The organism is Rhodococcus sp. C3V (assembly GCF_029269915.1).
Taxonomy (GTDB): domain Bacteria; phylum Actinomycetota; class Actinomycetes; order Mycobacteriales; family Mycobacteriaceae; genus Rhodococcus_F; species Rhodococcus_F qingshengii.
The window spans coordinates 1-25,349 of the sequence record NZ_JARJBE010000004.1; the positions used below are offsets into that span (position 1 = coordinate 1).

At 58.3% G+C, this 25,349-nt stretch carries 26 protein-coding genes; 10 read left to right on the forward strand and 16 right to left on the reverse strand.

Translation table 11 applies throughout. From position 1 onward, the window contains the following. Positions 1-1,102 precede the first annotated feature (1,102 nt). Positions 1,103-1,246, reverse strand: coding sequence for a hypothetical protein (locus P3G66_RS12250; protein ID WP_276116608.1), 144 nt, complete (start codon positions 1,244-1,246; stop codon positions 1,103-1,105). 458 nt (positions 1,247-1,704) lie between these two features. Next, positions 1,705-1,863, reverse strand: coding sequence for a hypothetical protein (locus tag P3G66_RS12255; RefSeq protein ID WP_003945304.1), 159 nt, complete (start codon positions 1,861-1,863; stop codon positions 1,705-1,707). A gap of 207 nt (positions 1,864-2,070) precedes the next feature. Here P3G66_RS12255 and P3G66_RS12260 point away from each other — a divergent pair, with 207 nt between their 5' ends. Next, positions 2,071-2,445, forward strand: coding sequence for a Hin recombinase (locus P3G66_RS12260; protein ID WP_276116609.1), 375 nt, complete (start codon positions 2,071-2,073; stop codon positions 2,443-2,445). Between the two features lie 15 nt (positions 2,446-2,460). Here P3G66_RS12260 and P3G66_RS12265 read toward each other — a convergent pair whose 3' ends face one another. Then, positions 2,461-2,643 carry a hypothetical protein gene (locus tag P3G66_RS12265; protein ID WP_276116610.1) on the reverse strand — a complete coding sequence of 61 codons (183 nt, stop codon included), beginning with the start codon at positions 2,641-2,643 and terminating at the stop codon, positions 2,461-2,463. A 248-nt stretch (positions 2,644-2,891) separates the two neighbouring features. Between P3G66_RS12265 and P3G66_RS12270 the strand changes: the two genes are divergently transcribed. Beyond that, complete coding sequence (locus P3G66_RS12270) at positions 2,892-4,139, forward strand: hypothetical protein (RefSeq protein WP_276116611.1); 1,248 nt, start codon at positions 2,892-2,894, stop codon at positions 4,137-4,139. An 868-nt stretch (positions 4,140-5,007) separates the two neighbouring features. On the opposite strand, the gene P3G66_RS12275 is transcribed toward P3G66_RS12270, so the two are convergent. The 5 genes from P3G66_RS12275 to P3G66_RS12295 all read right to left on the reverse strand — a co-directional run bounded on the left by P3G66_RS12275 (position 5,008) and on the right by P3G66_RS12295 (position 10,025). After that, positions 5,008-7,308, reverse strand: coding sequence for a DUF4258 domain-containing protein (locus P3G66_RS12275; protein WP_276116612.1), 2,301 nt, complete (start codon positions 7,306-7,308; stop codon positions 5,008-5,010). Next, positions 7,305-7,646 (reverse strand): hypothetical protein, encoded by a 342-nt coding sequence (locus P3G66_RS12280; protein WP_276116613.1) that lies wholly within the window; start codon positions 7,644-7,646, stop codon positions 7,305-7,307. The genes P3G66_RS12275 and P3G66_RS12280 overlap by 4 nt, the downstream gene beginning before the upstream one ends. An 84-nt stretch (positions 7,647-7,730) precedes the next feature. Then, on the reverse strand, positions 7,731-8,126 hold the full coding sequence (locus P3G66_RS12285; protein WP_276116614.1) for a hypothetical protein: 396 nt from the start codon (positions 8,124-8,126) through the stop codon (positions 7,731-7,733). A gap of 127 nt (positions 8,127-8,253) precedes the next feature. Next, positions 8,254-8,937: an MspA family porin gene (locus P3G66_RS12290; RefSeq protein WP_276116615.1), complete on the reverse strand. Its 684-nt coding sequence runs from the start codon at positions 8,935-8,937 to the stop codon at positions 8,254-8,256. 860 nt (positions 8,938-9,797) lie between these two features. Then, the gene (locus P3G66_RS12295; RefSeq protein ID WP_276116616.1) at positions 9,798-10,025 is read right to left on the reverse strand and encodes a hypothetical protein; all 228 of its coding nucleotides are present in this window, start codon (positions 10,023-10,025) and stop codon (positions 9,798-9,800) included. Positions 10,026-12,085: 2,060 nt separating this feature from the next. Here P3G66_RS12295 and P3G66_RS12300 point away from each other — a divergent pair. The 4 genes from P3G66_RS12300 (at position 12,086) to P3G66_RS12315 (ending at position 13,984) form a co-directional block, all read left to right on the forward strand. Then, positions 12,086-12,442, forward strand: a complete 357-nt coding sequence (locus tag P3G66_RS12300; protein WP_276116617.1) for a PLD nuclease N-terminal domain-containing protein — start codon at positions 12,086-12,088, stop codon at positions 12,440-12,442. A gap of 185 nt (positions 12,443-12,627) precedes the next feature. Continuing rightward, on the forward strand, positions 12,628-13,002 hold the full coding sequence (locus tag P3G66_RS12305; RefSeq protein ID WP_276116618.1) for a hypothetical protein: 375 nt from the start codon (positions 12,628-12,630) through the stop codon (positions 13,000-13,002). A 118-nt stretch (positions 13,003-13,120) separates the two neighbouring features. Further along, complete coding sequence (locus P3G66_RS12310) at positions 13,121-13,471, forward strand: Lsr2 family protein (RefSeq protein ID WP_276116619.1); 351 nt, start codon at positions 13,121-13,123, stop codon at positions 13,469-13,471. Positions 13,472-13,639: 168 nt separating this feature from the next. Next, a complete protein-coding gene (locus tag P3G66_RS12315) occupies positions 13,640-13,984 on the forward strand; it encodes a hypothetical protein (RefSeq protein WP_276116620.1) in 345 nt (114 codons plus the stop codon). 629 nt (positions 13,985-14,613) lie between these two features. Here the strand turns inward: P3G66_RS12315 and P3G66_RS12320 are convergent. The 3 genes from P3G66_RS12320 to P3G66_RS12330 form a co-directional block, all read right to left on the reverse strand. Continuing rightward, positions 14,614-15,252 carry a hypothetical protein gene (locus P3G66_RS12320; RefSeq protein WP_276116621.1) on the reverse strand — a complete coding sequence of 213 codons (639 nt, stop codon included), beginning with the start codon at positions 15,250-15,252 and terminating at the stop codon, positions 14,614-14,616. 329 nt (positions 15,253-15,581) lie between these two features. Continuing rightward, on the reverse strand, positions 15,582-15,710 hold the full coding sequence (locus P3G66_RS12325) for a hypothetical protein (protein WP_276116622.1): 129 nt from the start codon (positions 15,708-15,710) through the stop codon (positions 15,582-15,584). Positions 15,711-15,862: 152 nt separating this feature from the next. Beyond that, entirely contained in the window at positions 15,863-16,057 is a 195-nt protein-coding gene (locus P3G66_RS12330) for a hypothetical protein (protein ID WP_151097845.1), read from the reverse strand. A gap of 355 nt (positions 16,058-16,412) precedes the next feature. Between P3G66_RS12330 and P3G66_RS12335 the strand changes: the two genes are divergently transcribed. From P3G66_RS12335 to P3G66_RS12345, 3 genes are all read left to right on the forward strand, one after another. Further along, positions 16,413-16,628 (forward strand): hypothetical protein, encoded by a 216-nt coding sequence (locus tag P3G66_RS12335; protein ID WP_276116623.1) that lies wholly within the window; start codon positions 16,413-16,415, stop codon positions 16,626-16,628. Between the two features lie 747 nt (positions 16,629-17,375). Then, positions 17,376-17,696 (forward strand): XRE family transcriptional regulator, encoded by a 321-nt coding sequence (locus tag P3G66_RS12340; protein ID WP_276116624.1) that lies wholly within the window; start codon positions 17,376-17,378, stop codon positions 17,694-17,696. Positions 17,697-17,868: 172 nt separating this feature from the next. After that, positions 17,869-18,033, forward strand: coding sequence for a histone-like nucleoid-structuring protein Lsr2 (locus P3G66_RS12345; protein WP_276116766.1), 165 nt, complete (start codon positions 17,869-17,871; stop codon positions 18,031-18,033). Positions 18,034-18,475: 442 nt separating this feature from the next. Here the strand turns inward: P3G66_RS12345 and P3G66_RS12350 are convergent, their stop codons facing one another. Then, entirely contained in the window at positions 18,476-20,632 is a 2,157-nt protein-coding gene (locus P3G66_RS12350) for a DUF87 domain-containing protein (protein WP_276116625.1), read from the reverse strand. After that, positions 20,625-21,920, reverse strand: coding sequence for an SIR2 family protein (locus tag P3G66_RS12355; protein WP_276116626.1), 1,296 nt, complete (start codon positions 21,918-21,920; stop codon positions 20,625-20,627). The genes P3G66_RS12350 and P3G66_RS12355 overlap by 8 nt, the downstream gene beginning before the upstream one ends. Before the next feature lie 398 nt (positions 21,921-22,318). Here P3G66_RS12355 and P3G66_RS12360 point away from each other — a divergent pair, with 398 nt between their 5' ends. Beyond that, positions 22,319-23,245, forward strand: a complete 927-nt coding sequence (locus P3G66_RS12360) for a restriction endonuclease (protein ID WP_276116627.1) — start codon at positions 22,319-22,321, stop codon at positions 23,243-23,245. A 76-nt stretch (positions 23,246-23,321) separates the two neighbouring features. Here P3G66_RS12360 and P3G66_RS12365 read toward each other — a convergent pair whose 3' ends face one another. The 3 genes from P3G66_RS12365 to P3G66_RS12375 all read right to left on the reverse strand — a co-directional run bounded on the left by P3G66_RS12365 (position 23,322) and on the right by P3G66_RS12375 (position 25,299). Continuing rightward, positions 23,322-23,537 carry a helix-turn-helix transcriptional regulator gene (locus P3G66_RS12365; RefSeq protein ID WP_276116628.1) on the reverse strand — a complete coding sequence of 72 codons (216 nt, stop codon included), beginning with the start codon at positions 23,535-23,537 and terminating at the stop codon, positions 23,322-23,324. A gap of 145 nt (positions 23,538-23,682) precedes the next feature. Then, the gene (locus tag P3G66_RS12370) at positions 23,683-24,828 is read right to left on the reverse strand and encodes a hypothetical protein (protein WP_276116629.1); all 1,146 of its coding nucleotides are present in this window, start codon (positions 24,826-24,828) and stop codon (positions 23,683-23,685) included. Between the two features lie 234 nt (positions 24,829-25,062). Continuing rightward, positions 25,063-25,299 (reverse strand): hypothetical protein, encoded by a 237-nt coding sequence (locus P3G66_RS12375; RefSeq protein ID WP_276116630.1) that lies wholly within the window; start codon positions 25,297-25,299, stop codon positions 25,063-25,065. Between the last annotated feature and the right edge of the window lie 50 nt (positions 25,300-25,349).

A 25,349-nucleotide genomic window follows, 5' to 3' on the forward strand; every position in this document is an offset into this window, starting at 1 on the left:
CTCCCCGGCACGGCGTGGGAAGACACGGTTACGCATGACGAACACCTTTCGTTCAGAACACATGATTTGGGCCCCGTTTCCGGGGCCGTCGAATAGCGAAACGGGACCTTTGAGCAGCTCTGGAGCCTGGATGCGAGCGTTGGTGATTCTCAGGCGTCCTATTGCGGAGCCGAACAGTTGGTAATCGGACCTGGTTGACGCCAGCGCAGACCGACGGCCGGCTCTGGGTAGGCCAGGAAATTCCAAGAAAGATCGACCGCCGGTATTACCTAACGCGACGACCTACGAGGTACTAAAGGCTGCGGCCGAGGATCTTTCCTGCGCGATTCATTGCAGTTCGGGCATGAGCACCATCCCGGATAGCAATAGCAACAGTGCGATGGCTCCGAGGGGGAGTCTTCGTGCTGCGTGCTTCGCTGCCGTGACGGTTTTCATGAAATTCCTTTCTTTGGCACAACGTAAAGAAATGTGCGCGGGGCCGTTCGCGAGAGGATGCAAATTCCGCGCAAACAACGCAGAAGGCGCAAACCGGGCGATGCGCAATCAGGAATCTAACACGAGCAAATCGCATAGCTGGACACGCCATGGACGTGCGTCCATGCAAGAAAAACTGCGCTTACCTGGCTATATCTATCTTCCGTTGATTTATTTCGAGTTAACTGGCTGGTTCATCACAATTCGATCTCGACCATCAGTTGTATACCTGCCCTGGCTCCTGTCGACAATCGGTGAGCGGCCGAGCCGAGTCCGCGCTGCTGTACCGAATGGGCCTTTATGCAGTTCACCGCCCCTTATTTGCTGTCGGAACGACAAGGCGTGGAGCGAATTATCTGTGCGCACACGCTCGACATAAATGCAAATCACTTTTCTGTGTATAGGAGGAGGGTGAATTAGGGGGTGAATTCAGTCGCGCGTCATCGAAACCCCTGTTCTGAAAGGATCCAGAGATAGGGGTCACATTAGATTCGTTTTTCTTAGCAGATTAGATTTCGGCCTGAGTTAACCGTCGCTAATGCTTCGGGGGCCGACATGGCATTTCGAGACGAAGAATCGCCCAGCTTTTCGTAGAAAGCCTTCGGTACGGTTGCGTCAGTCCAGTTGATCACGCGCCGCAGCGACTTTTGGCGACGCTCTTGTGCGCACGGATGAGGCACAGCCTGGGATGTGAGTGGATCTCGGAAAATGCCACGTCGGAGGCTTCTTCGAAGATCTCGAGACCTCGCAAGTTCAGGTCGTTCTCGCGCATCTCGGCACGATGAACTGGCTTACTTTTCAAGCGCTTTCGATGCCCGGAGTCAAATGGTGACGGTCGTTGCGTAGTCGCTGACGGCGGATGCGGCGGGTTCGATCGGTGCGCAGTCGCCACATCCGAGCAACCGCACCGAGTAGCTGCGAGGTCCCAGAGCCGGCGCCTCTCACGGCTCCCTGGAAACTTCGCGAAATTAGAACTTCGAATCGAGTTCTCGCTCAACCATTCTGACGCAGCTTGTGTCATTGGTGCTACGCCCACGGCCGCCAGCAAGGTCCGACTACTCCGGCTGCTGTTATACGCCCTGGGATCCGGAGCCCAGAGATTCTGTGACACTGTGCGGCGGCTCTGCTGAGCGTGTTGCATGCGACTCGGCTGGCATTGGTGGATTCTTGGCTACCGGCTCGTTGTCGTAGAACTTCGTGAGACGACCTTGTCGCAGGCGCAGGGAAGGGCTACAACGATTGGTCTGGCCCGGTCAACGAGGCGGGACCGGTCGTCGGTTGGTGTGCGCCGGTGAACCTCTCGACGACGGATACCACGACGATCGCGAGTGCCAGGATTCCAACGGTCCGGGCGAGTGACTTCAGGGTCTTCGGAAGTGCCTTCTTCATGCGTGGCAGATTACTGCGGACGGCACGTAATTTGTGGGCTAGGTTTCGGTCCGTATCCGACTGCTCTGCCCAGTGGCCGCTCGTCCACGCAGTGTGACTATCCGTGAATCAAATCTTGTGGTGCTCCTACGTGAATCCGTTTCGAACAAAAACTCCCCGTTTGCGGCGCTTGTCCGGGAGTTGGGTGAACGAATCGAACCGCAGTCGGTGGAAAAGTCGCAGGTAGGGGTGCCGGCGTCGGAATATCAGCCGCAGCGTCGGCTGAGTAAGACTGAGATGGCCGCAATGATCGATGTCTACCGTTCAGGCAAGACGGCGTTCGAGGTAGCGAAGCTGTTCGGTATTCACCGTCAAACGGTGACCAGGTTGCTGGTTAAGCACGGCATACCGCTGCACCCGCGAGCGACGATCGACACGAAGCTGCTGGCGGAGCTGACCTGGCACTACGAACGAGGGAAATCCACAGTTGAGCTCGGGCGGAAGTACAACCTGGCAGCGAGCAGTGTCGGTAAGGCGCTCAAGAAATCGGGCGTGCAACTGCGTCCGCCGAAGTTCAATCGGTGGGCGGCGAGAGATGAGTAGCTCTTGAGGACGCCGCTACGCGGCTTTGTCATCGGTGCTGCGCTGGTCGATCTCGGCTTTTGCTTCCTCCATTGCCAGTTGAATCAGGGCTTTCGCTAGTAGTTGCGCATCCGGTTGTGGGCGTAGAACAGGTCGGATGGTGACAATTCGTCCACTGGATGTAATCGTCGATGGTGCGTCGTATGTTTCTCCTCGCATGAAACGGGAGTAGGCTGTGTTGGTCTGAATATGGATCATTTCTTTGGCAGTCGCAATAGGGGAGTGCTAAGAAGCCGCGTCTCTCGTTGCATCAATTTCTTGGCGCGTAATCGAAAAATCATTCCAATTGAGACGAGGCCCGCGACCACAGGATCTCTGATTGCTAAATCATATCTGTCCGCTAAGATTACCGATGTGCCCGCTTTGATGTCGGTCGGCTACTATACGCTTCCTGCTAAGATGGGCATATGGACTCAACTCTCGACAAGATTATCACGTTTTATCTAGATTCCCGCGATTTTAATGGCCTGCCAATCCGTAATGCAGAAGAAATAGACCTTATCGCTACGGAGGAGCTTGTCAGGCGTGACCTAGTCCAGGTAGTTGACGAGAGAGATTACCTTAACCCCCACATAAGACCCTGGAAGCCTCGACGTACCACTGATGATCAAATCGAGTCTCTACGGAACCTTACTGTCGACGAACATTTCGTCTGCCTCTATCCAACGGTCACTGCCATGGAAGGTTATGATCTGGGAGATCGCTACAAGGGTCTCCCGTACGACAGGGTAATGGCCGAAGGGCACGGAACCCTGGAGCTCGCTTTTTTCAAGTATGAAGTCCTTGAGCCGTATCGCAATGATCCAAGGTTCGTGTTCCAAGTTGGTGACTACGGGGTGGATATTTGGTTGAGCGACGACCTATACATGGATGAGTCGGAACCCGAGATGGACAAAATCGCCATCAATCACGTGGGCTTTGCGTACGATTTATCCAAGTTCGACAAAGATAATCCCGATTCGGAAATCAAACGGCTCGTGTGCGCATTTTATGTGGACCTTCGCAAGCTTAACTCGGTCCATCAGTTGAGGTGGAGTACCTACGAAATTGAGAAAACGCGTGATATATCCCCGCACCTCATATGGTGGAGACAACAAATGGGGCACTGGCCTGACGGCATGGGTCCTTTTGAACGTTTTTTCTACGAACTGGAAACGCTTAACATCTTATTTGAACGAGCTCACGGCGATGTGCTACTCAATACGATATCAAGGCCGGATGGTTTTGGTTGGATTGTGCGTCCTTCTCAGAGCGAGTACGACGCATTTGTTCACCAGCTTGACAAGCTCCTGTCTGAGAATTTACGGTACAAGGCGCTTGATCTGTTGGGTGTAGAGAAGAAGAATAACAATGGCGAACAGCTAGGAACACTTACCCGCCTGGAACTGGCATTGAGAAGGTTCGGGGTCGATGAGGCGCAAGCGAAGGCTGTCCTTCGGCCGCTCCGCGACGTTCGACGGTTGCGTCAAAAACCTGCACATACCCTTACGAGTAATGTGACAAATTCAACCTTTGTTCATCATCAAGCGTCCCTTCTCCGAGAAGTCACCGACTCGATTGAGTCCATCCGGCGTTTTTGGCAGACACACCCAACCAATGCAGACTGGGACGAGCCAGACTACGCCGCCATAGAATCCAGTCGCTATTGGCTTTAGCGGGGATATCCCGGATGTTATGTATGCACAGCACTGGCGTGGGTGCCGGAGTTGTACACGAGTTGGGAACAATTTTGACAGCAGGAAAGGAACCGGCCTTGGCGTTCGGCGCGTGACTGACCGCGTCGGACTGAAGCGGCGCGGGAACTATTGCGCGGGTGTGTTTGTGGGTGATCACAGCTTGAAGGGCGGTCACGCCCCGCCAATACGGCTCCGGCGCGAATGCGGCGGGCACCAATCGCATGACCGCACAGCAAACCGGCGGACTTGTGGACCCGTCAGAGTCGTACCAATGGCGCCGCCGCGCAGATTCGCCAATGAGTCCACGCATGTCATGCCTGGGGGTACGGAAGTTTTCGGGATCGAGTTCCCATGCGATGGAGTGTCGGACGATCGAGTCGGCGACTGCGGGGATGTCGGCGAAGTCCGAGACCTCTACGGGGTGCGTCGTGCAGCGCGAGAGTCATCTAGGTGTCGTCGCTGGCCATCCTCCCACCTGCTGGCGCAGGACGCGGGTTGGCCGGCATGTCTGCGTGCGCCGAAGTCGATTCCGGTCAGGCGAAACTCCCTATGTCCGGAGAAAAGTCACTATGGAAGCAAGTCCAAGAATTCTTGGATAAACTCTCGAACTGCCGTCTCATTTTTGGATGCCTTCGTGGGATCGTCCCATCGCACCGCATTTATTATTTCTATTTGCAACCACGCACCCCTCAGTTCCTCGAAATCGGGCGCATTTTCGGATTCACGTGCGTCCACATAGCTCTCAAATATATCGACGAGCGTTTGTAGGGATATTTTACCTTCCCTGTAATCACGACTAACCTGCTCGCCTTCAGTGCGAAATTTTCCGTTTTCCGTCATATTGACTTCACTTTCCTCTTAGTCGTCCAAATGAGGTCGTCACAACTGTACCGACCTCGTTAACGACGACTGATAGGTTATTTGCCGAATCATAGAATACGATCGTTGCGTCGCTGCTAGGGGTGGCCACCCCATTTCGAATTGCCTGTTCGACAAGGGAGGGGAGGATGCCGCGCCTCTGCATTCGATCAAACGCATGCCCAGTGTACTCGCGACCGTTGACTACTCCCGGAGGATTGGTTCCTGGCTTTACGTCCAATTCGCGGCCTCCTCGACCACCCACGGGTGTCGAGGCGACTACGCGGCGACCTGCTGCTTCGGCTTCTGCGGGGGTCCCGCCGCGACGCAGAACAGCCTCCACTGCTTCGCGCACTGCAGCGCCGCTGGCGCGGCCCGCTGCACCCACTCCTGGGATCAGAGCAACGATATTTGCGGCTGCGGCAGCGATCTCAGCCGGAGAATGCTCGGGTGAAGGTTGTGCTCGTTGGCCGCGATTGAAGCCGAACGGATCGACGGCGGCATCGTGCACGGGGACTACGAGGAAATTTCGCCACGCGTCTCCGAGCGTTCCGACGCTATCGACTGTTGTGTCGACGGCACTTTCCCCGACACCCCACGCGGTGTCCCACACTTTTTGCGGGAACGATCGATCGTCGGGCGCGTTCGGATCTGGCGGGATCGGCACATTGCCAGTGAACCCGGCAGGCACGTCCCCGTGCGCTTCGGCAAGCTGATTCGCAGCTTGCTGACGTGGACTAACAGTGGGTTTGGGGCCCGGACTGGTTGTGGTGCGTGGCGACTGATTTGGTTGCACGGGTTTCGAAGGTGCAACCGGAGGGACTTCGCCGTGTGCTTGGGCGAGTTGGTTCGTTGCTTGTTCCTGAGAGGTCGGCGCGGGCTTCGGTCCAGGTTTGGTGGTGGTGCGCGGTGACTGATTGGGAGATGCAGGTTTCGTGACCGGAGCGGAGCCTTGGGTGGTGGTCCCGGCGTACTTACCAGCGGTGGTGCCGCTGTTCGTGGCTCCGGAAGTGTTGCCCGAGTTCGTGTTTCCACTGTTCTGCGGTTTCTGCGGACTTGTGCGCGAGGTCATCGAATTCGGCTTGGGTGCGGCGGTGTTCGTATTTTTCTGGACTTGTTTCGAAGCGACAGAGGTGGGTGCTTTCGCCTTCTTTTCCGGCGGATCAGCCAAAATCGGGTACGCGGTCGCTTCGTCGGCGTACACCGTCTGAATCAGGCGGCCGTCGCGAACTTCGTAGTCGGTGGAAACAGGATTGCCGTTGGCGTCGTACGCCCACGGAGCTGCGACGACCGAGACCGGGTTTCCGTCCGCGTCGAAGACGGTGACTGAGCCGTCCGGATTAACGCTCATATGCCCGCCGGGCGGGACGTCGACGGGGATTTCCGCTTCGTGTGAGGACGTCGCGTCGTGGATGAGGAAGAACGTACGACGTCCCCCGCCGGGATCGGTGACCGTGATCTTCGACTGGCCACCCTTGGCGTACTGCATCAGCGGTGAGGCGAGGGTACCGACTGTCTGGGAGAGGATCGATTCCGGTGTCCGCCCACCCAACGGTATGCGTGGGCCGAACGGTGAACGACGCCCACGTACTCCGATCCCGCCGGCTGTGAATGCGGCGGCACCGACCAACACGAGTTCGAGGTACCGATCGCGCCCGTCGTCGTCGCTGAGTCCCGAGGGGGTGACCGTGGGATTCGATTCCGACTGTCCGGGAACAGTATTCGGTGTTCCAGAGGGAACAGGTCCGGGACCACGATCGGGGACCGCTGTGGGTGCGGTCGATCCAGCGGGCTGCGGGGTGGTCGGGGCGGGTCCGCTGGTGGTCGTCGGAACCGGGACTCCTGCAGGGTTCTCGATACTTGGCGCTGTCGGCGTATTCGGCTGTCCAGGCAGCGCGACGCCGGGGACGGGGACGATGGGGGTGCCGTTGTAGGTCGGGAAGTTCGTGGGCGCGTTCGCGCCGACGTTCGGGCCACCGCCCGGAGCCTGTGCACCCGGTAGTCCGACGGTGGTTGTCGGCGCCGCCGTCGAAGTCGTGGTGGGTGCGGTCAGGCACGGGTTGATGTACTCGGGCGGGATCGGCGCACCGGGCGGTAGTGACGCGATCAGGTTCAGGTAGATCTGATGATCGCGTGCTCGCACGGCGGCGCAGTCCTCCGCTGGTCCCGCAGTTGCGGGTGCGGCGGTCAGCGCGATTCCCGCACCGATCACCCCCGCCACCCCGGTCAACAGTGCTCCGGCAGCGAGCGCTCCCGCGATGGACCTGCGCAGCTTCAGCACAGACTTCACCGGCGATCGCCCGTGTTCGACTTCTTCCGCGCCTCGGCGATGAGCTTGTCCGCGCCCCACCAGAACACCCGGCCCGCGATCGACATCCACAGAAAGAACGCCAGATACACCAGAATCGTCCCATAATCAGCGGCCCAGCCCCCGAGTCGTCCGATCACCGCGAACGCTGCAATCAACAATGCGAGACCGAAGACGGTGGCGATCACCGCCTTCGAGGTTTCGCTGAGTTCACTGTCGGGGTCCCAGTCGTCGGTATCCGCACTGCGGCCACTACGAGCTGTGGCCGGCGGCTCAGTCATCGGGCGGGACCGAGCGTGTTCAGCGTTGCGGATGGTCATGACAGAAACTCCAAACGGCGGATAGGTGAAGTGAAACAACGAGTTCGGCGGCAGCAGTCAGGGTCTGGGTTTACCGGCCCTAGTTCAGTTCCAGTGCTGGTAGGTCTGCACGATGTACCCCTCGGTGACGGGGTTGTTCGGGTCGGACACGTAGATGTTGACGTAGCCACCCGGATGCGCCGCAGCTTCGGCGATCACGACCCGATCGGGGGCGCTTGCCCTGCCGTCGACGTTGGTGATGACCGAACCCGGTGCCCGGCCAACCCAACGTTGCGAGCCGGGAACAATGTTCGCGATTGCATCGGGGATCGGGCTCGCCGCCAGTGCTGCGGTTTCCGCATTCGAGAGCGAAAGCCCGATCCGACCCTGCTCCGGCTGCACGATCGGGGTAGCAGCGGATGCCACGCCCCCGCCGATAACGCTGGCGAGGGCGATACCTGCGGTGAGCGCTCCGGCTGTGGCCAAGGTACGAATCTTCATGAACTTCTCCTGTGATGCTGTTTGATGGGCAAACCCGTGACTCGGGCCTCGTGTGACGGGGTGTGCGAGGGCATGGTGGCCTGCGCAGAGTGGGTTGAGAATGCAGCGCTGACGACGGCTGCTCGGGTTAGAGCCAGGTCGGATCGGAATACACGAACAGGCTGTTGTCCGAGGTTGCAGTTGAGACGGCGAGTTGTGCGTAGGAGCGGATCGTCACCGGCCCCATGCAGGCATCGATCTTGACGTGCACGTTCTCTGCCGTGATCGACGCTTTCGCCGCTTCGAGGTCCTTTTTGCCGAGCGGGATCGTGGTGATCGTTCCCGGTGCGATGGTGGTCTGAATACTCGGATTCACCGACGCATTCACACCCACGTTCGCCGACGGGACACCCGAAATACTCACACCGACAGACGGGCCGAGCGAAAAGCCAAGCCCCAAGCCAAGTCCGGAGGAGACATCGATCTGGCAGCCGATCTGCAATCCCTGCTCGACATAACCGGTCTTCACTGCCGAATCGCCCTGACCACCGATCGTGCCGGTCACCTTCGCCGACACGAACCCCTCACGGGTGAACGCCGTCGTCGCCAGATTCGGCACCGGATTCGCCGACAGTTTCGTGGCGGCAAGATCCAACGACCAGCCGTCATCGGTGACCGTGCTCGCGAATTTGTCTGCCAACGCCGTCGGCGTTGCCGATGCGCTCCCTGCGAAGACCACACCCGACGACAGCGCGGCAACCGCACATGCCGCAAGTCCCACTGCTGCCTTCGATCGACGGCGGGATGTACGGGGTTTCGGGCTGGTTGCCATGAGTAACTCCTACGTCGCGGGCCAGCAACCGTTGCGGTAGCTGAACACTAACTGAATTAAAGTTACCGGACAGTACCAAGCGTTCCGTTTGATCACCAGGCTCCAGATCGGCCGTAGTCGGATTTATCGTGAACTTTCGATCACGGATACATCTCGACAAGCTCGTGACCAGCACGTGGGACTTTTGTCCCGATATGGCAAGCGTCACGAAAGTCATCAATTAGACAGACGCAGTGATGAGCGGGCAAACAGAAGAACAGGCCGGTTGAGTTCACTCATTGCAGCGTGACGGCGCCGAAATCGACGCTTCGCCTCGCCGGACGGTAGTTGAATCGTCAATAGTTAATTGCTGGCGCGCGATTCCGCGAGGTAGGCCGAGCGCAGGAGTTTTGCGGGCGGAGCCACGCGGGGAGCGAATCACACTCGGCCACTATGCGAGGTATTTCGTTTAGAAAGTCATGTCAGGCGCTCGGCAAAGTCCCGAAGGACTCGTAAAAGTTCGGCAACCGCCAGCGCGTTGCTCGGCACCGGGACTCGCTGCCGGGCTGCGAAAGCAGGCTATTCGCTACGGAGGCGAAGCGGTGAGTGCCACCACCGCTCGGGTAGGCGAATCGACGAAACGTGGCCAGTAAGGCCTCTACATCGAGACGACTGGGTATGCATCACCCGGAAGGGGTTATCCCCACTCGTTCCACAGTGCCTGTGCATAACCTTCGGCTACGCAGCCCACCAGATGACACTCAGCGCCGCAAAGATGCTCCCGAGCACTAATATCGCTTCCGGCGTCAGCCCGGATGACCGGTCGGACGAAAGATCGACACGCTCCTCCACGCGAGCTCGCAGCCGCAGCAGAGCGTTCTTCATGACGTCACTTCCAGCGGCGACGCGGGCGCATGATGCGCCAGACGATCTTCGAGCGCACCGACAATGGCAAGCAGTCCGAGCAAGGCGGGCTCGGCAACGTCCACACCGCTCTCTGCATGCCGCACCAAGGCATCTCGCAGCATTTTGGTCATCAGAGCACCGTCGGCAATGGGAACGGCACCGAGCCTGGTCACCAAGCCGCTACTGGCATCTACGTCGCTCATCGAGGATCCTCATCGGCCAGTCGTACTGCGCGACGGCATATCCGAGGGCAGGAGCCCGCAGCGGACCCACTCTAGAGAATATCGAGTTACATCGCAGTATGGTGTGTCAGGGTGCAGGGATCGCAGTGGGTAGATCACTAGGTAATCCGACCTCGCGCTCATGTTCGGAAAACACCACGATCGGCGTTGTCGATCGTCCGCAGACGTCACTCGCCGACGAGGCAGTCGCGCGCCGTGAGCGGAAACCGCCGCCGGACGCGGAAACAGGACGGTCCCGACGGCCACACACCAAGGGGACCGACGAGACCGGTAAACACCGAGAAGCAGGTGTTTACATCTCCACCTTAGATGTCACGCAGGTCTCGTGTCGATGCACTTTGTCCTGCATATGGCGAGCTTTGGTCCCGCACCGCGCAAAACCGGTTCGCATGGGTGGGGCAGTCAGTAAATCGTGGCAGCGCCCAGTTTCAACGAGAGGCCGAACACTGCGACGAGCATCGGCACCCTGTCGGGCGAGGCGGCTCACCGCCACAGTGTTCGGAGACCGTGACCGGCGAGCCATGCGCGCCGGAGAAGATGGAGGAACTTCGGCGCGCAGTCTGAGTGGCTCACCGACCGGGCCGGTGATCAGTCCGTGTGTACTCGGCCGGTGAGCCGGGCGTACCGAGAACCGAGGCGGAAGCGGTACGCCGAACATGGTGCCCCGCCGATGGTGTGGTGACACCGTCAACGGGGCGCGGGTGCCATCTCCTCCATTGGCGAAAACGAGACCTCATGATGTCAGTTCGATCACTAGGGGGCGCGGTGAAAGTGATACCAGTCTTCGTGAAGTTACAGCTAATTGAGGCTTCAAATACTGCCGATCAACTCCAGTGGCGGCCATCAAGGAGCACACTGGCGGCAATGATTAATCCGGTGATGACACAGAGGCCCACCACCAGTGCCGTGCTCCACCAGCGAGTGGGGCTGTAACGCCTGGCCCGACGCCTATGGGACCTGATGACTTGAGCGTTCATTTTCACTCTCGCATCGTTCCATTCGCATCGTTTATACCAAATAGGCCGAAAGCCCCTAGATCCCATGACCTTTCGCCCCGAGTAGGCATGAAACTGCGGGGAGGTGTCACGGCGCCGCGACTGGGCTGCCGGCGGGCAGCGGGCCAGCTACTTTCGCCATGTAGCTAAGTGGATTCTGTGCCGTGACAAAACGGACTCGCGTAATCAGGAATGGTTCGATCGCTGGATCGGGGTGGCCTGCCGAGTCTTCAGTGCAGAAAGCTCGGCAGGCCCCTGTGCACCGAACAGCCATCACGTCCGTCTGGTGCACAGCCGGGGTGGTCCACCGGCGAACATGTGAGTGTCGCCCCGGTGGACCATGCATGCCGCCGACCGCCACGGAAAGCGACATGCAGTCATCGGTAGCCCGCCAGGTCGAGGTTAGGTGTTCAACCCGGCGGGCCGTGCATGCCACCGACTGTCACGAACAGTGGCACGCAGTTCGAGTGGCCTTAACCTGTTTGCTCGGCGGAACAATCCAAGGCAGGCGGTGTGCGGTGAGCCGACGAACCGCTGACGCACGGTACGAATGATACTTCGCGTGCTCGGAGCCGCGGCCGCAACCCGGACGATGCCGGGCAGGTGACCCTCTCGGGGCCGTCACGGCAGATGGTGGGTGGCTCGCCGGCCAAGGTGTTCGGAGACCGTGACCGGCGAGCCCAGCGCATCGAAGGGACATGGAGGAATCTTCGATACGCAGCTTTTTCTATCGCTCACCGACCCGAGAGTGACCAGCAAGTCGGTGAGCGTGGCGTACCGAGAACCGAGGCGGAAGCGGTACGCCGGTACATGGTGCCCCGCCGACGGTTTGGGGACACCGTCGGCGGGGTGCAGGCGCCATCTCCCTCGTTGGCGGAAACAAGGAAACTGTGACGCCAATCGGAACAATAGGCGACACAAAGACGCTGATACCAGTCTTTGCGAAGTTACAGCTACTTGAAGGCTGCACTACCTCTGCGACTTTCGATAGGATCTGCGAGAAATACGTATTCGGGAGGAGGCGCCGTGCCGTTGTTCGTTTTCAGTCTTGTGACGATCGCTCTGTGGACTTTCTGCCTGGTCGACGTGGTCACCCGAGACGTGAGATACATCCAGCATCTGCCGAAGACACTCTGGATGGTGGTGATCCTGTTCGTCCCGATGCTCGGATCGGTGTTGTGGCTGGTCGCCGGTCGTGGGCAGAGCGCGTCACCGGACTACGCGAGCGTTGCTGCGCACGTCGATGACGAAGGGAGGCGAACGGTCGCAGCGCATGATCCCGCAGCCGAGGAGGCGTTTCGGCGGGAGTGCCGTGAACGTGCTGAACAACAACGACGCGTCGGTCGGCGACAACGCACCGACGGTGATCCGGGCCAAATCTGAGATTTCGAGCGCAAAAGTGTCAAATACCTTGAAGCGTCAGCTCGACGCATAAGACTTTAGAATTGCGTGAAGTGCGTTCTGGGGGAGTACGTTCTGCTTTGCCGCCGCACCCGATCGCATCGGGCGACCGGAAGGCGTTTTGCTCTCACTGCATACTTACCAGCGTTTACGGGAGATGCACGTTCGTGGAGTTTGTCGTGCGGCCGGTGTCGACCCTGCCGAAAGTCACAGGGGCAGTGGTGGAGTCGAACAATTGGCGACTTCACGAGGGGTATCCCGCTGTCGATTGGTTGACCATCGCAGACTTGAGTGTTGCAGTGGTTCAGGAGCGGGCGACCGGATGGGACTTCGAGACGTGGGTGTTGTACGGCGACGAGTCCGGGCTGTTCGGGCCCGACCTCTTTGCGTGGAGCGAACTCCACGCCCGCCCACTCGACATCGGAAGTGGAGGCACCTGGGTAGACGGCAGACACCGCGCCGCCCTGATCGCCGCATCGGGAGCGCAGCATATCGCCGTGGTTGATCCTCGATGGCGACCAACCTGGGCAGTACGCATCTGACGACAACCTTGGCCGTCAATTCCCGCGACTCCAGGTACGACCACCTCCCAAAGACGCACCGAATTGACTGTATGGTGCTGCCTGCCATCTTTTCCGAAACAAACAGGGGTCCCTCACCGTGGCCGAAATCTTCATCCGAACCTTCACCGACGATCTCGACGGAAAGCCGATCGATTCCGGATTCGAGCGGCGTGTGACGTTCTCGTACCAAGGCGCCGACTACCAGATCGATCTGCGGCCAACGAACGCCGATAAACTTGAAGCAGCATTGGCGCCGTTCATTCAGTCCGCCCAAAAAGTTGGCACGGCCAAGAAGAACAGCCGGACACAAGCTTCTACGAAGACCGCGCATCGATCACCAGAACAGCTACAGGCAATCCGGGACTGGGCCAACAGCAACGGGTACGAGGTGTCGAGTCGCGGAAGGATTAAGAAAGAAATTATCGGGGCGTTCGACGCCAGTCACTAGAGATACTTAGCTATCTCGGCCGGGCTGTAATTCAGGAGTACGCGTCAGGACAACGAGGCAAACTGACGGTCGCGCGCAGCAACGGGAGACAGGCTATGGAGCCTGTCTGGGCCTACGCGGTCGTTTCGGTACCTTGCGAACCTCGTCCGCGACTCGTCGGAGTCTTCCGTGAGGAGCCAGCGCAGGCTTGCTGCCCGCGATATTCTCGGCCTGCTGAAGGAAGGCCGCAACCGCTTCGCGCTCCGTATCATTCAGCTCATTCGCCCTGCCTTCGATCATCCGCGTGAGGGATTGCTCCAGTTCCGGCGAGAGATCTTCATCTACGACCTCAGCGTGCGAAATGAGCCATTGTTGCTTGGCGGCGTAGTCCTGCGCGAGTTTCAACTGCAACTGGGCGAGCATGAGGGCGCTTCGGGTGACCGGGATCGAAGGCTCCGCAACTTCCAGATCGGCGACGGGAGCGAAACTTTCCTCGCCCACAACGTCGACCTGCACAGCGTCAGCGTCGGATGATTTCGTTTTAGCTTCAGCTCGTTCCAGCGTCCGAATACGCTGACGCGCCGCGAACTCACCCAGTTTCGCCTTGGCCGCGGGAGCTGCGACGTCTCTGATCAGCGGGACCAAGAACTCGCGTATCACTATGCTCCCGGCGTCGGCAATGACGTCGGCGAGTGCTTGTTGGCTCGGTGTAAGTTCACGTGGAGAGGAGACTGAAGACGTCACGAAGATAGGATCGCCCCGGTACCTCTCACGAAGTTCCTGTTCGTTGACCCGTCGGGACTCGGTCGGACCGGCAACATTCTTAGAGGTCTTGCTGCGAAGGAGATCGCTCTCGAAGTCCTTGGACTTCGACGATTTCGACCTGTAGGTGTCCTTCTTCCGGCGAACGACGCGGATTTCTTCTACGTACTCTTCATCGTTACTCACAAGCACACCAAGACCGACCCGAGTCGCCCACTAATACCCACGAAAACGGCAACAGAAGTCATGCCCGGATCCTACTGGCGCTTCGACAGTATCGAGGTTGTTTCCGAACACAGCCCTCCTGTTCAAAGACAGTCATTTCCGTGTAAGCACTCATCCGCCGCGGTCGCGTGGCGATCGAAAAGAGTCTGCAACGTGGATCCTCCGAGTTTGTTCTTTCAACGAGGATTCGGCGTCCGCCACAGCTCGGGCGCGTCGTCGCTGTTGTCGTTCGCAATGGCACGGATCCCGTCAGCGTCAACGCTGAGGATCTCAGCGAACTGCGCGCGCCCTGATTCCGCAAGCCCTTCCGGCAAGTTCGCACCGTCCTTGACGGAGGTACCTGCCATGTCCAGAAACCGGGCGATTCGAAGTAGAAGCGGACGCGGGACGGGCACGAGAAACGCGCTGGCCTCTGCGGTGATCATCCCCAGGGTCGAGAGATGACTCAGCCCTTCGCTGATGGCGATGTCTTTGAGGTTGGCGTGCGCTACCTTCAGCGCTTCCGCCAAAGCTGCGGTTGTCAGCCCCACCGCCGGGATAGACATCGAGATCGTTCGCTCGAACTCGACAAGGTTCGCACCCGGAGCTTCGTCCGAAATGGAGAGTGCTAGCGACTGGGCAAACCGGGCCAGGTGTTCATCACCGAAACTGCGCTGAGCTGTTTGACGGTTGACGCGCATCAGCGTCGCGTACTCATTGACTTTGTCATCGAGAATTGTTTGCGCTTCGGTATCGGTGATCGTCAGGCCGAGGTCGAGGAGGATAGCGCGCAGTTCTGTGGACCGGGTCGACAACCAGGTATTTCGCGGACTCATTGTTGACTCTTTCTGCGCGCACATTCTCTGCGGCCATGCCTTCAGGCCGATGTGTCGGACGTCATTATCGCATCAGTATTGGAATGGCGAGGGGTGGCGCTGGAGCTGAGGCCGGCACCCGTCTCAGTGAGTCCTATCAAGTTTTCTACCAAACCGGATCGATATCGGCCTTAACGCGCATACGTAGGCACGGACAGAACGGTAAACGACTTGGTTCGCCCGGACTTCATGCTGACTACCGCAGCTCCGCCTGTGTCGGCTATCGAGCCGTCTTCTGCGTAGCGGCTGATGCGTCGACAGATTCAACCGCGCCCCTGGACAATGTGACGTCACCTCGTTTCGGGGGCTTTGTTACGGATGACGTTGTTGATCAATTCGACCCACCCGTCGTCGATGTCGCGACCGACTGCTTGGGCGGCGCGAGCTCGGATCGCCTCGCGCATTTCCTCTTCTGTCATGGTGCTGTTGGTTCCTCTTGCTGGCATAGCACTTGAATCGGCGTGGGGTACCCATTGACGAGTGCGGCAGCGATGAGGAGCCTCTGGTGCGGGTTTGCTGTGGCAATGCCGTGAGTGTTCACGGGCCATTATTACCAGATCTAAGCATTTCGCTAGATTTCAGGTTCGGTCCCAGACTCGTCGGCGCGAGCGGTGGCGAAGAGTCGGTCGACGAGAAGGTCTCGGAGTTCGTCGCGTTCATTGAGGGCGGCCTGGAGGGCGTCGAGGACATCGACCATCGCTTCGTCACCGAAGGTCTGCGCGTTCTTGCGCAGGTGGGCACGTCCTTGTGGGCTGAGGTCCGTCACGTGGCGTTCTCCTGGTATCGATTTCTTTACCAGCCTATTACTTAACCTGTCCGTGTGGGCACACATCGAGAGCTACGGGCCGAAACGCGCATGCGGGTGGTCGATTTCGACACTGCCCGCACAACGCGCTCAGCGCACCAAATCCTTGCTATCTCTTATTAGTTCCAGTCGATTATTTGCCCCTTCGGGTCGTTTCGACTTCGGTTCTATGCCGCTCGAAGGTGCATCCCCCAGGATCGTTGTGCCGAAGCCGAAGAGCTCGTTTATCTCGGCGGTCGGCTGGCGGTCAGCTTCTGTACCGACATTGCCGTGGCCGGTCTCGCGCACAAGTCTGGTGACAGACGGTGGCGCAGCTGTGAGTTCTGCGGTGAGAACTCTCGGTGTCGTGACCCGCGAATTGGACATACTTGCGACGCTTCCCGATTGGGATATGACGGCATCCGTGCTCGCCATCGGTGGCGGCGCAGCGTCCATCGCGATCGCAGCGACCTGGCCCTCGCCACTATGTCCGCCGGTCGCGTCGCGTCCAGCGGTGAGGTCGGGGGACAATTTTCGTTCGTGGAATGACTGACAAGTAAGACTGCGAGCGCGCGATCGGTGAGCCGTGCGCACTGAACCGTCGCCTTGAAGAGGCGGAATTGTCGGAGGCTCGCCGCTCCGGAATGCGCCAGAGCGGCGAGCCAGTGCTTGCCGAATTCCTATCTCCGGGAGGTTCGGCAAGACGGTTGTCCGTCGACATGTTCCGCCGTGTCGACGGACGGTGCGCGCCCCAAGATCCGACCAAGGATGAGGCACGCAGTTCGGGTGACCCGCCACGTCGGAATAGGGGTCCAACGCGGCGGGTCTGTGCGCGCCGAAGCCACCACCTCACGGTACCCAGCACGCATTCGGGGTGGCCCACCGAAGTGAAGGTGAGTGTCAGCATCCGGTGGGCCGTGCGCGCAAACGAGCCCTTGATTTCCCGTCGACGCGCAGTATTCGGTGCCTCACCGGACGGAACGCGTGACTTGCGTGTCCGGAGAGGCACTGCTCCGCCGCAGCTCGGCTAAGCCCGGCGTCGCCTCCGCAGATTATGTGCACTCAGTGCCGGATACCAGTCTTCATGGAGTCACAGATACTTGAGAATTGAACTATCCCCAATTCGTGCACAGCAGATGGGGATAGCGAACCCTGCTGCGCAACTCTCGAACTGTTTCGCTGTGCGAACATTCAAGAATCGCATGGGAAAATGGTGCCTATGCCTTCAGGATTTGCGCGTTGGGTTCGAAGTCAGATTGCCGCTCGCGGTCACCAGAGTGCCGAGGAGGCGGCCCGCGCGATGGGAGTGTACCCATCCCTGATGCGCCAGTGGACGACGATCGCACGGTCCCCAACTCCGCCGGTACTACGGCGGGTCGCAGCGTTGTTCGATACACCAGTGCCGGAGGTGCTGGTAGCGGCGGGCTACATGACCGAAGAAGAGAACGTGCCTCTGCCTGCAACGAGGACGGCGCTACAGCAGATGTCGAACAAGCAGATTCTCGACGAGGTTCGACGCCGGACTGCCGGAGATGCGGGCGGGCCGCCGATCCCGGTCCGTGTCAATGGCGTGCTGCACACCCCCGACGGTCTGCCCACAGTGCTTGTGAGCAATCCATAAGCGGGCAGTGCATGTAGCCCACCCTTGGGTTTACGGCGTCCCGCAGTTCAGGTGGTCTACCCGGCAGCTCGCCAGTAAACCTCCGAGCAAGCCCCAAGCCCATTCCCAGCGACGCACAGATCGGGCGTGTCGACGGTTCCTGAACACTGGACCACCTTGGGTCCGGCGAGTTCTGGTCAACGTCGCAACACAGACACCCGCGAAGAAAGGCGTCGTATCGAGGTCGCCGGAACAGCTTCAGGCGATTCGCGATTGGGCGAACAGCAATGGCTATGTGGTATCAGGCCAGGGAAGAATCAAGAATGAGATCGTCGAAGCGTTCGACGCTGCACACTGAATAGATGGCTGCGGGTGCGAGGCGCTGATATTGTGCAGCGTCTCGCTAAGAATTCCACGTTATCGTAAGTATGGGGCCATGACGTTAGTTTCGCGATGCCCGGCGATAAGCGGTGAGCGGTCGACGCTCGCGCGGGTGTTGAATGCGTTCAGTAATTGTGATGAACAGTCTGCACCTCGAGGGCAGTGCGTCGGTGCCTGGCCGCTGGTCGATCGGCACGGTGACGTGGGCGATCGGGCGACTCCAGTAGTGCGCTAAAGGGCAGCGTCCCTCGACGGTCAGTGGAGCCCTACGGTATGTGACAGGGCTGGTTGCATGGTCGACAATGGCTGTGTCGCCACTCCTATCTCCTCGTCGAGGGCGAGGTCGTCTAATTCCATCCCTCCTCAGCAGAGTTTATAGCTAATAACTAGATACTTTTGGGTGCATGGAGTTTGTAGTATTAAAACGGAGGCTCATCGTCATCGGAGATCGATGTACTTGCCACCTCTTCGGACCGAGCATCAATCGGCGCCCAGTTTGCGACCACGTCAGCAACTTGAAGTTCCGCGCCGGAGATCCATGCTTGCTCGAAGTTCGGGTCGGCTGAATCTGGGCGATAGCGTTGCTCTAACGCGCTAACTTCGACGAGGGTGGGGATTTCAGCAGCTGCGCCAAGGAGGAGTGCGGTACGGGCTGGGTACGACGCTACCTCGCTCAGCAGCGCTCCCAAATTGTCAGGTACAAGGCGACGCACGAAATCTTGGTCCCTGGAATTCACAATGCGGTGGATTAGATAGCTATTGCACTGTGACAAGACCGTCTCAGAAAGTTCACTTGGACGTTGAGATGAAACGATCAGTGATAGTCCGAACTTCCTGCCCTCGCGCCCGATTCGCTCAAACGCCTCTCTGCACAAGTCGGTCATGCCTGCACCCCCCTCGCCATACCCGATGTCCGGACGCCGCCGAATCAGGGTGTGTGCCTCCTCTACGGCCATGATTACGGGAACTTGCGTGCCGATCCGTCGATGCCGTTCCAAGGTCTCAAGGACAAGACGAGCAATAACGGCGGCCACAATCTGTTGTGCCTGTGCAGGCACTAAGCTCAAGTCGATGACGCTTATCTGGCTTCCCTGTGGGGAGCCAAGAAGACTCGTAATCCAGGCCTCAATCGATTCGCCCTCCTGGTGTCCACATGTACTGCTAAGGCGCTGGTCGCTCATAGCGACTGCGAGCCGATCTTGCATCGGCGCAATCCATCCGGCCACTTCGGGGCCGCTGTTTACGGCAATGATCCCCAGTAGCTCGATTAGGTCGGCTTCGTCAAAAGGGAATGGTGTATCGACGCTTGATACATCGCCCACTATGTTTGGCATACCAAGCGCATCGAGTGCAGCCTCGAACGCAAACAGAAGCCGTCCACATTCTTCTTGATTGGGCCCTTCCACTCCGAACATCCATGGATATCCCGCTTTCGTTCCTCGTCTCGGAGCCAGTATCTGTTTTATGATGCCATGGAGTGCCTGGAGTGCCTGTTGTGAAGCTGGATTTGGCGTTAAATCCGATATTGTCCTACAGGAATGCATCACTTTGTCTAAGGAAAAAAGGCGCCCCGTAACACTCGTTGGTGCAACCTGCTCATTCTGAAATTCTCGAACGACACGTCGTCCCATCACCAGCGTCACCACACCTTGGGGTGTGCCAACTGAGGTCGAAGTCCGAAGCATGTGGAGTGCTTGCCGTAACACTGGCGCTTGGCTCTTCCCGCTGGGATCAACGAATGCGTGCCACTCCCGATAGTTCCAGAGCCAATACGGAACACGAAGTTGGCGAATGACCTGCGTATCCTCGCCGTTGCCGTCGTCTGCCATTTCACCATCGGAATCTCCGATTGCGTATCGTCTAATCTCAACGTCGTCGCCGAGACCATTGAATGCGCTGTTGTATTCGCCATTGAGGTCAAGCACTATCGCTCGATACGAACCGCTCGATGAGGCTTGCTGCGCAGCTTCACGGAGCAAATGAGTGAGGGAGCAGGACTTACCACTTCCGGTATTGCCGAGAATCGCGAGGTGACGTCCGAACAACCGGTTTGCGCTGACCTTTACCTTCGCATGACCGGCCATAGGAGCCGTCCCAATGTAGAGGCCCCCGTAGCTCCCCTCGACCATCGACGAGCCGACAGCAGGCACGGCAGCTGCAGATTCGGCAGCGGTTGGCAGGCGCGCCGGATCTCCAACTGACGGAAACAACAATGCGCCACGCTCTAAACGGACTCCTCCAAGTTCTTCAGGCGCGGCGCGCAACAGCCCGAGCGGGACAGCCTGGAGGCGACGGCGCGGTACAGGCAGCCCGAGTACATCTTCTGGTTGGCTCCGGATCAGTCCTCTGTCGCTGTCAATGCCGATCCACAACACGATGGCCAGAATCGCCCCGTCCTCGCAAGGCAGCACGATGAATCCATTGACCCGCGGGAAGCGCTGGAGGGCTCCGTGTGCGAACGATGTGCCGTGGGGCGCTTCCACATCAATTGAGACGAATACGCTCGATGGTGCGACTTCCTCGATTCGCCCGATAACCAACGACTCATGCCTTAGCTGGTCATATCCGTCAGACATGAGCCCCTCCGGATGATGCTGGTGGAGTAGAGCTAGGCGGTGTGGTGGAGGTCAAGATGCCTGCCTGCAAACGGGCCAAGGTTGCGGTTGCAGGCTTTGGCAGCCAGTCCTGTGTGAGGCTGTTTAGGTCGGCAAACGTGGGGCCGAGCATCAGACTAACTTGACCTGTTCGTCGATACTCTTCGACCAGTTTCGTTACGCGATTACCGTCGTCGCCATAACTTATAATCAAGAGGTGCGTGCTCGGGATGGTAAGCATGTCTCGGATGATCCGGTTGATGTGGTCGTCGCCGAAACTATATCCGTACGTAACTAGCGTCGCATTTGGTCGGCAAACCGCAGCGGAGAAGTCACGAAATAGATCAGCATACGGGTATAGCGTGGTCTCGAAATCCTTCGCCGCGTTCGGATAGATTAGCAAGTCAGACACCCCGCCGGTCTGTATCGCGCCAAACGGCACAGGCTGACGTACGACCTGCCGGCTCTGCCCTCGCCACCGCCAGTCCAGCGAACCATGCAACTTGGTCAAGCGAACCACGCCGTCAAGGTGTCGTGGCTCCTTCGGAGAACCCGGCGGAGTGTAGTGGTAATCGATCTCAAGTCTCGACGAACGGAACACCGGTTCTAATGCCCCAACAAATCGGTCCACGATGCGGAGACCCGCTTGTTCCGCTCCCCACTCCAGCACTCGGTCGTAGTTAGTTGTGAAGGCATGCAATCGATCACGTGTCGGAACTCTGCCAGCGAAGGAGCCAAGGAACGAGGTGAGGAGGGGGACAGGTCCAGGACTCCCGTCGTCTGAATGCTGTGCGGGGGCGCTGCCGATGGCGCTCTCTATCGTTGCGACCGAGTCCCTCAGAGTTGTCAGTGCCTCCTCGGTCGCCGCTTCAAGCAGGTCCGCACGCGGGTCATTGACGATCTTCAGCCCACCTTCGGCGGCCAGTGCCACGCGTAGGCGATCCTCGATATTGGGAGTTTCGCCTCTCATCGACGCCTTTGATGTGTCCGATGCGGCCTTCTCGATCGATGAGTCGAGCGCAGGGTCGGAAGTTAGCAACGAGGCGGTCATATCCGCTGAAGAAGTAGCGCGCGCAGCGCTACCCAGTGCCGTGGTGAGGCCCGACCCTACAAGTAGATTGAGGTGTTCGCTCTGCAAAACGGCGCTGATGAACGACTCGACAATACGACGTTCCGGCTTTGGATCGCCACCTTGGATGACAACGTCACCGAAAACTAGCTGATCACCCTTCTTCAATGTTGCTGGGCCCGACGTGCTCGTACTCGACATAGGAAGAATCTACGACACGGTGGCCGAGACACATGTCTCTACGCGCTGATTCGATCCATGAAGGTTTCCCAACTGAGATGGAGGGTGTTTCGACGAAACAACACGAGGCTGGTGCGAAAAGGTGACCAGTTCAAGATCCCCAGGTCAAAGTCGTAAATGACGCACGGTCTCCAGTGACTGCACAGTGCACCCCGGGCTATCCCGCACTTTTCGCGTGCGAAAACGCTCCGCCGGAGGTATCTCGTTCATCGGCGTTGCAATGAAACCACCACAAGTATGCGACCATGAGGTTCGACGACACTTCCTCGACTAGTTCATTCTGTTCGTCGCGACCTCCTCCACGAAGGAAACGCGCCATCCCACCGTCGACAAGCTCATGTCTGGGGGAGAATGATCGAATGAAAGTGATCTCGCCACAAGCCTACACAGCACTGCGTGAGGCACTGCCACTCATCGTTTGGCACAAAGATGCATTCGAGACATACCTCAGGGCCGCCTTCGGCCAACATCCCGAGGTTCTGTCGGGGATCAGGTTTCAGTCTCCTAAGCGCGAAATCGCCGGTGTCATCATGTCGCGTTTGATGACGGATGTGCACCGATACCGGGAAACCACGATCGAGATGATGTTGGACATCGCCGGTATGGAACGCTTCAGCGACATAGAAAAAATAAAAGATGAGGCAGACCGAGATAAGTGGCGTGCCAAGGCAGAGGCCGCAGTGGCTGAGCTTCGTAGGCATGTCCATGGTTTCACTCAGGTGCGCGAACAGCAAGCGAAGCGTGACGCGGCAAGAGCTGCGCAGGCAGAGTCAGCAGCGCAGGTCAGACAATTTGCGGATGACATCGCTGATGTTAAGTCACAGTTTGTATTGCTGCATCAGATGAATAGCCCTCAGGAACGGGGGCGGCAGTTCGAGAATTTGCTCAACAACCTGTTTGCGCTCCACGACATGCAACCTCGGCTCAGTTACAGCCTTGAAAATGAACAGATCGACGGATCGATCACGTTCGACACAGACGACTACATAATCGAAGCAAAGTGGACGAAGAGTCCTATCGGGCGAGATCAACTCGACGTACTCAAGGCGAAAGTCGATCGACGAGGCAAGAACGCACTGGGAATTTTCATCAGCGTCAGCGGATTCACGAGCACCGCACTTGATGCTTACCGAGAGAGGACGCCGTTCCTCGCAATTGACGGCGAGGAACTCTTCTACGTCCTTGATTCAAGAATCCGACTTGAGGACCTTCTGCACTACAAGAAGAGGCACGCGAACGAAACTGGTAGCTGCATGCTTCATGCACGAGAGTGGTTGGTCGACTGATCAGTTCGTCACGCGGACAACACTCCCTCGACAGCAGCACTCAGGATCAAAGGGAGCGAACTCTTCGTATCGGGCCTCACAATTCTGTCAACAGGCTCAACGGCTTCACGTCGAGGATGTCCGCCATCTTCTCCAGGGTCTGCAAAGTCAGGTTGCGCTCACCGCGCTCGACACCGCCCATGTAGGTCCGGTGGACACCCATGACCTCGGCAAACGCTTCTTGGCTATAGCCGCGTTCTTGCCGGTACCTGCGCAAATTGCGCCCCACGACCTTCTGCAGCTCACCTTCCATAACAACCCGTTACGCTTCCGGGTTGCTACTTGAAGGTCTACACACTTATAAGTAGCATTCGGGGTCACTGGAGTGTCCGGTGCACTGAGGAGAGGGAATTCTATGAGCGGTGGATCCTGGGGATACGAGTCCAACCAACGGGGCCTTAAGCAGCGGGGTTGGCGCGCGTACGGGTCAATTCAGGGCGCGCTAGTTGCTCTTCGGAGTCGAGCGTCCAAACGAAAGTGAACCCGACGCCGGCCTGAACCCAGCCCGGCACCTCAATTGTCAGCTCCCTCCCGGGTGTACCGGCGGGGAGCTGACTCACGTACGGACGGCGACGGCTTGGAACGAGGTCCGAAACACTCATGCGCGCTATGTCGGTGTCCGAGTAGTCGACTTCCAGCGAGACGTTTCGGGCGGGTTGCGCGATAGCGAGGAACAGTCGATGGTTTGCGGGATCGACGATCGCTCGGTAAGCGTGACGAATGCGAACGGGGCGAGCATCGCGGACAACGTCATCGCCGATGGTGGCCGAGTAGATCTGGCCACTCCTGCGCCCGCTTCGTCGGATTTTGCGAGCTTTGCCGTCGATGCTGAATGTGAGTAGCTCGAATGACTCTTGCTTTGATGCGTCGAAGCCTGGACGCGGCGTCATGAACCATGTCGAAGTGGCCGGCGCGTCCGCAATGAGTTCGTGGAACTCGTCGAGATCGGAGACGCACGCAAAGCGCGCTGTCGGATGACTCGGGGTGGTGGTGTACTCCCATTCGATGAGAGCATCGAGAAGCGGACGACCATTGGCCGCGCTATCCAACGCATTTGAGAGTCGCACGTTCACTTTCACGTCGTACCAACGCTCCGGAGTCCGAATAGCCTGGTCACGGATATCTTGGTAGATCTCCCGTGCAAACTCATCATCGCCGAGCCGAAGGGACAGGACGTTGGTCGCGATCTCATCCAGAAGCTCAGGTGTCGCGACGCGCCGTAGTTCCTTCTTGTTGACCCGGAAGCCATCTATGACGGCATCCACGAAGTCGGGAGTCAGCTCTTTGAGGACACGCCTGGTTCGCTCGGTGTCGGCGGCATCCTTGTCTCGGCCCGTGAAGAAGTCAATCGCAATGCCGATTGCACCGGTGACGAGGAGGACGTCCGAGAGTCCACGAACGAGGGCAACCAGAGCATCTGCCACGTTTTGCGATGCGAGCCAATCGCTGAGTGCAGAAGTGAGCAGACCCATAAGAACGAGCATGATCCCGGTGAGGATCAGTTTCAAACGATAGATACGCGTCAAGGGGTGTTCATACTTCATATGCTAATAACTATATTCCCATATGGAGATAAAAAAGGGAAGCGCGATATTAAATCTCATTATTCGCATCTTCGAAACGCCAAGTGTAGAGAAGAATCGATCCTGACTCCGACATGCAAAAGCTCGCATGCAAATGCTGTAACTACAGGTGGGCTTACCCCGCAACTCGTGGGTATGTCGAAATTGTCAAAATGAGAGCAAAAAAAGTTGTTTCTCGTTTCGAAACTATTCTATTTATGCATCCGATTTATTCTTCTTCGAAGCGATCAAATCCGGAATATCCTCACTTAACTCTTCTACTCCACGCACAATATCAGCTACTGACATCTTAGCCAGCAGCTTAACAATTCTTTTCTGACCTGGATCTTTTGGTATTACTGGGTCCGAATCTGAAATACCCGGAAGATGCCAGTGGGTGGGAAGTTTATTGCGTTCTATTTGCGTGCTCCTTTCATGCTTGATGTACTCCATAATAGCATCCTTCGTGATTCTTGTCTTCTGACCCGCGCGTTTGTCATGCA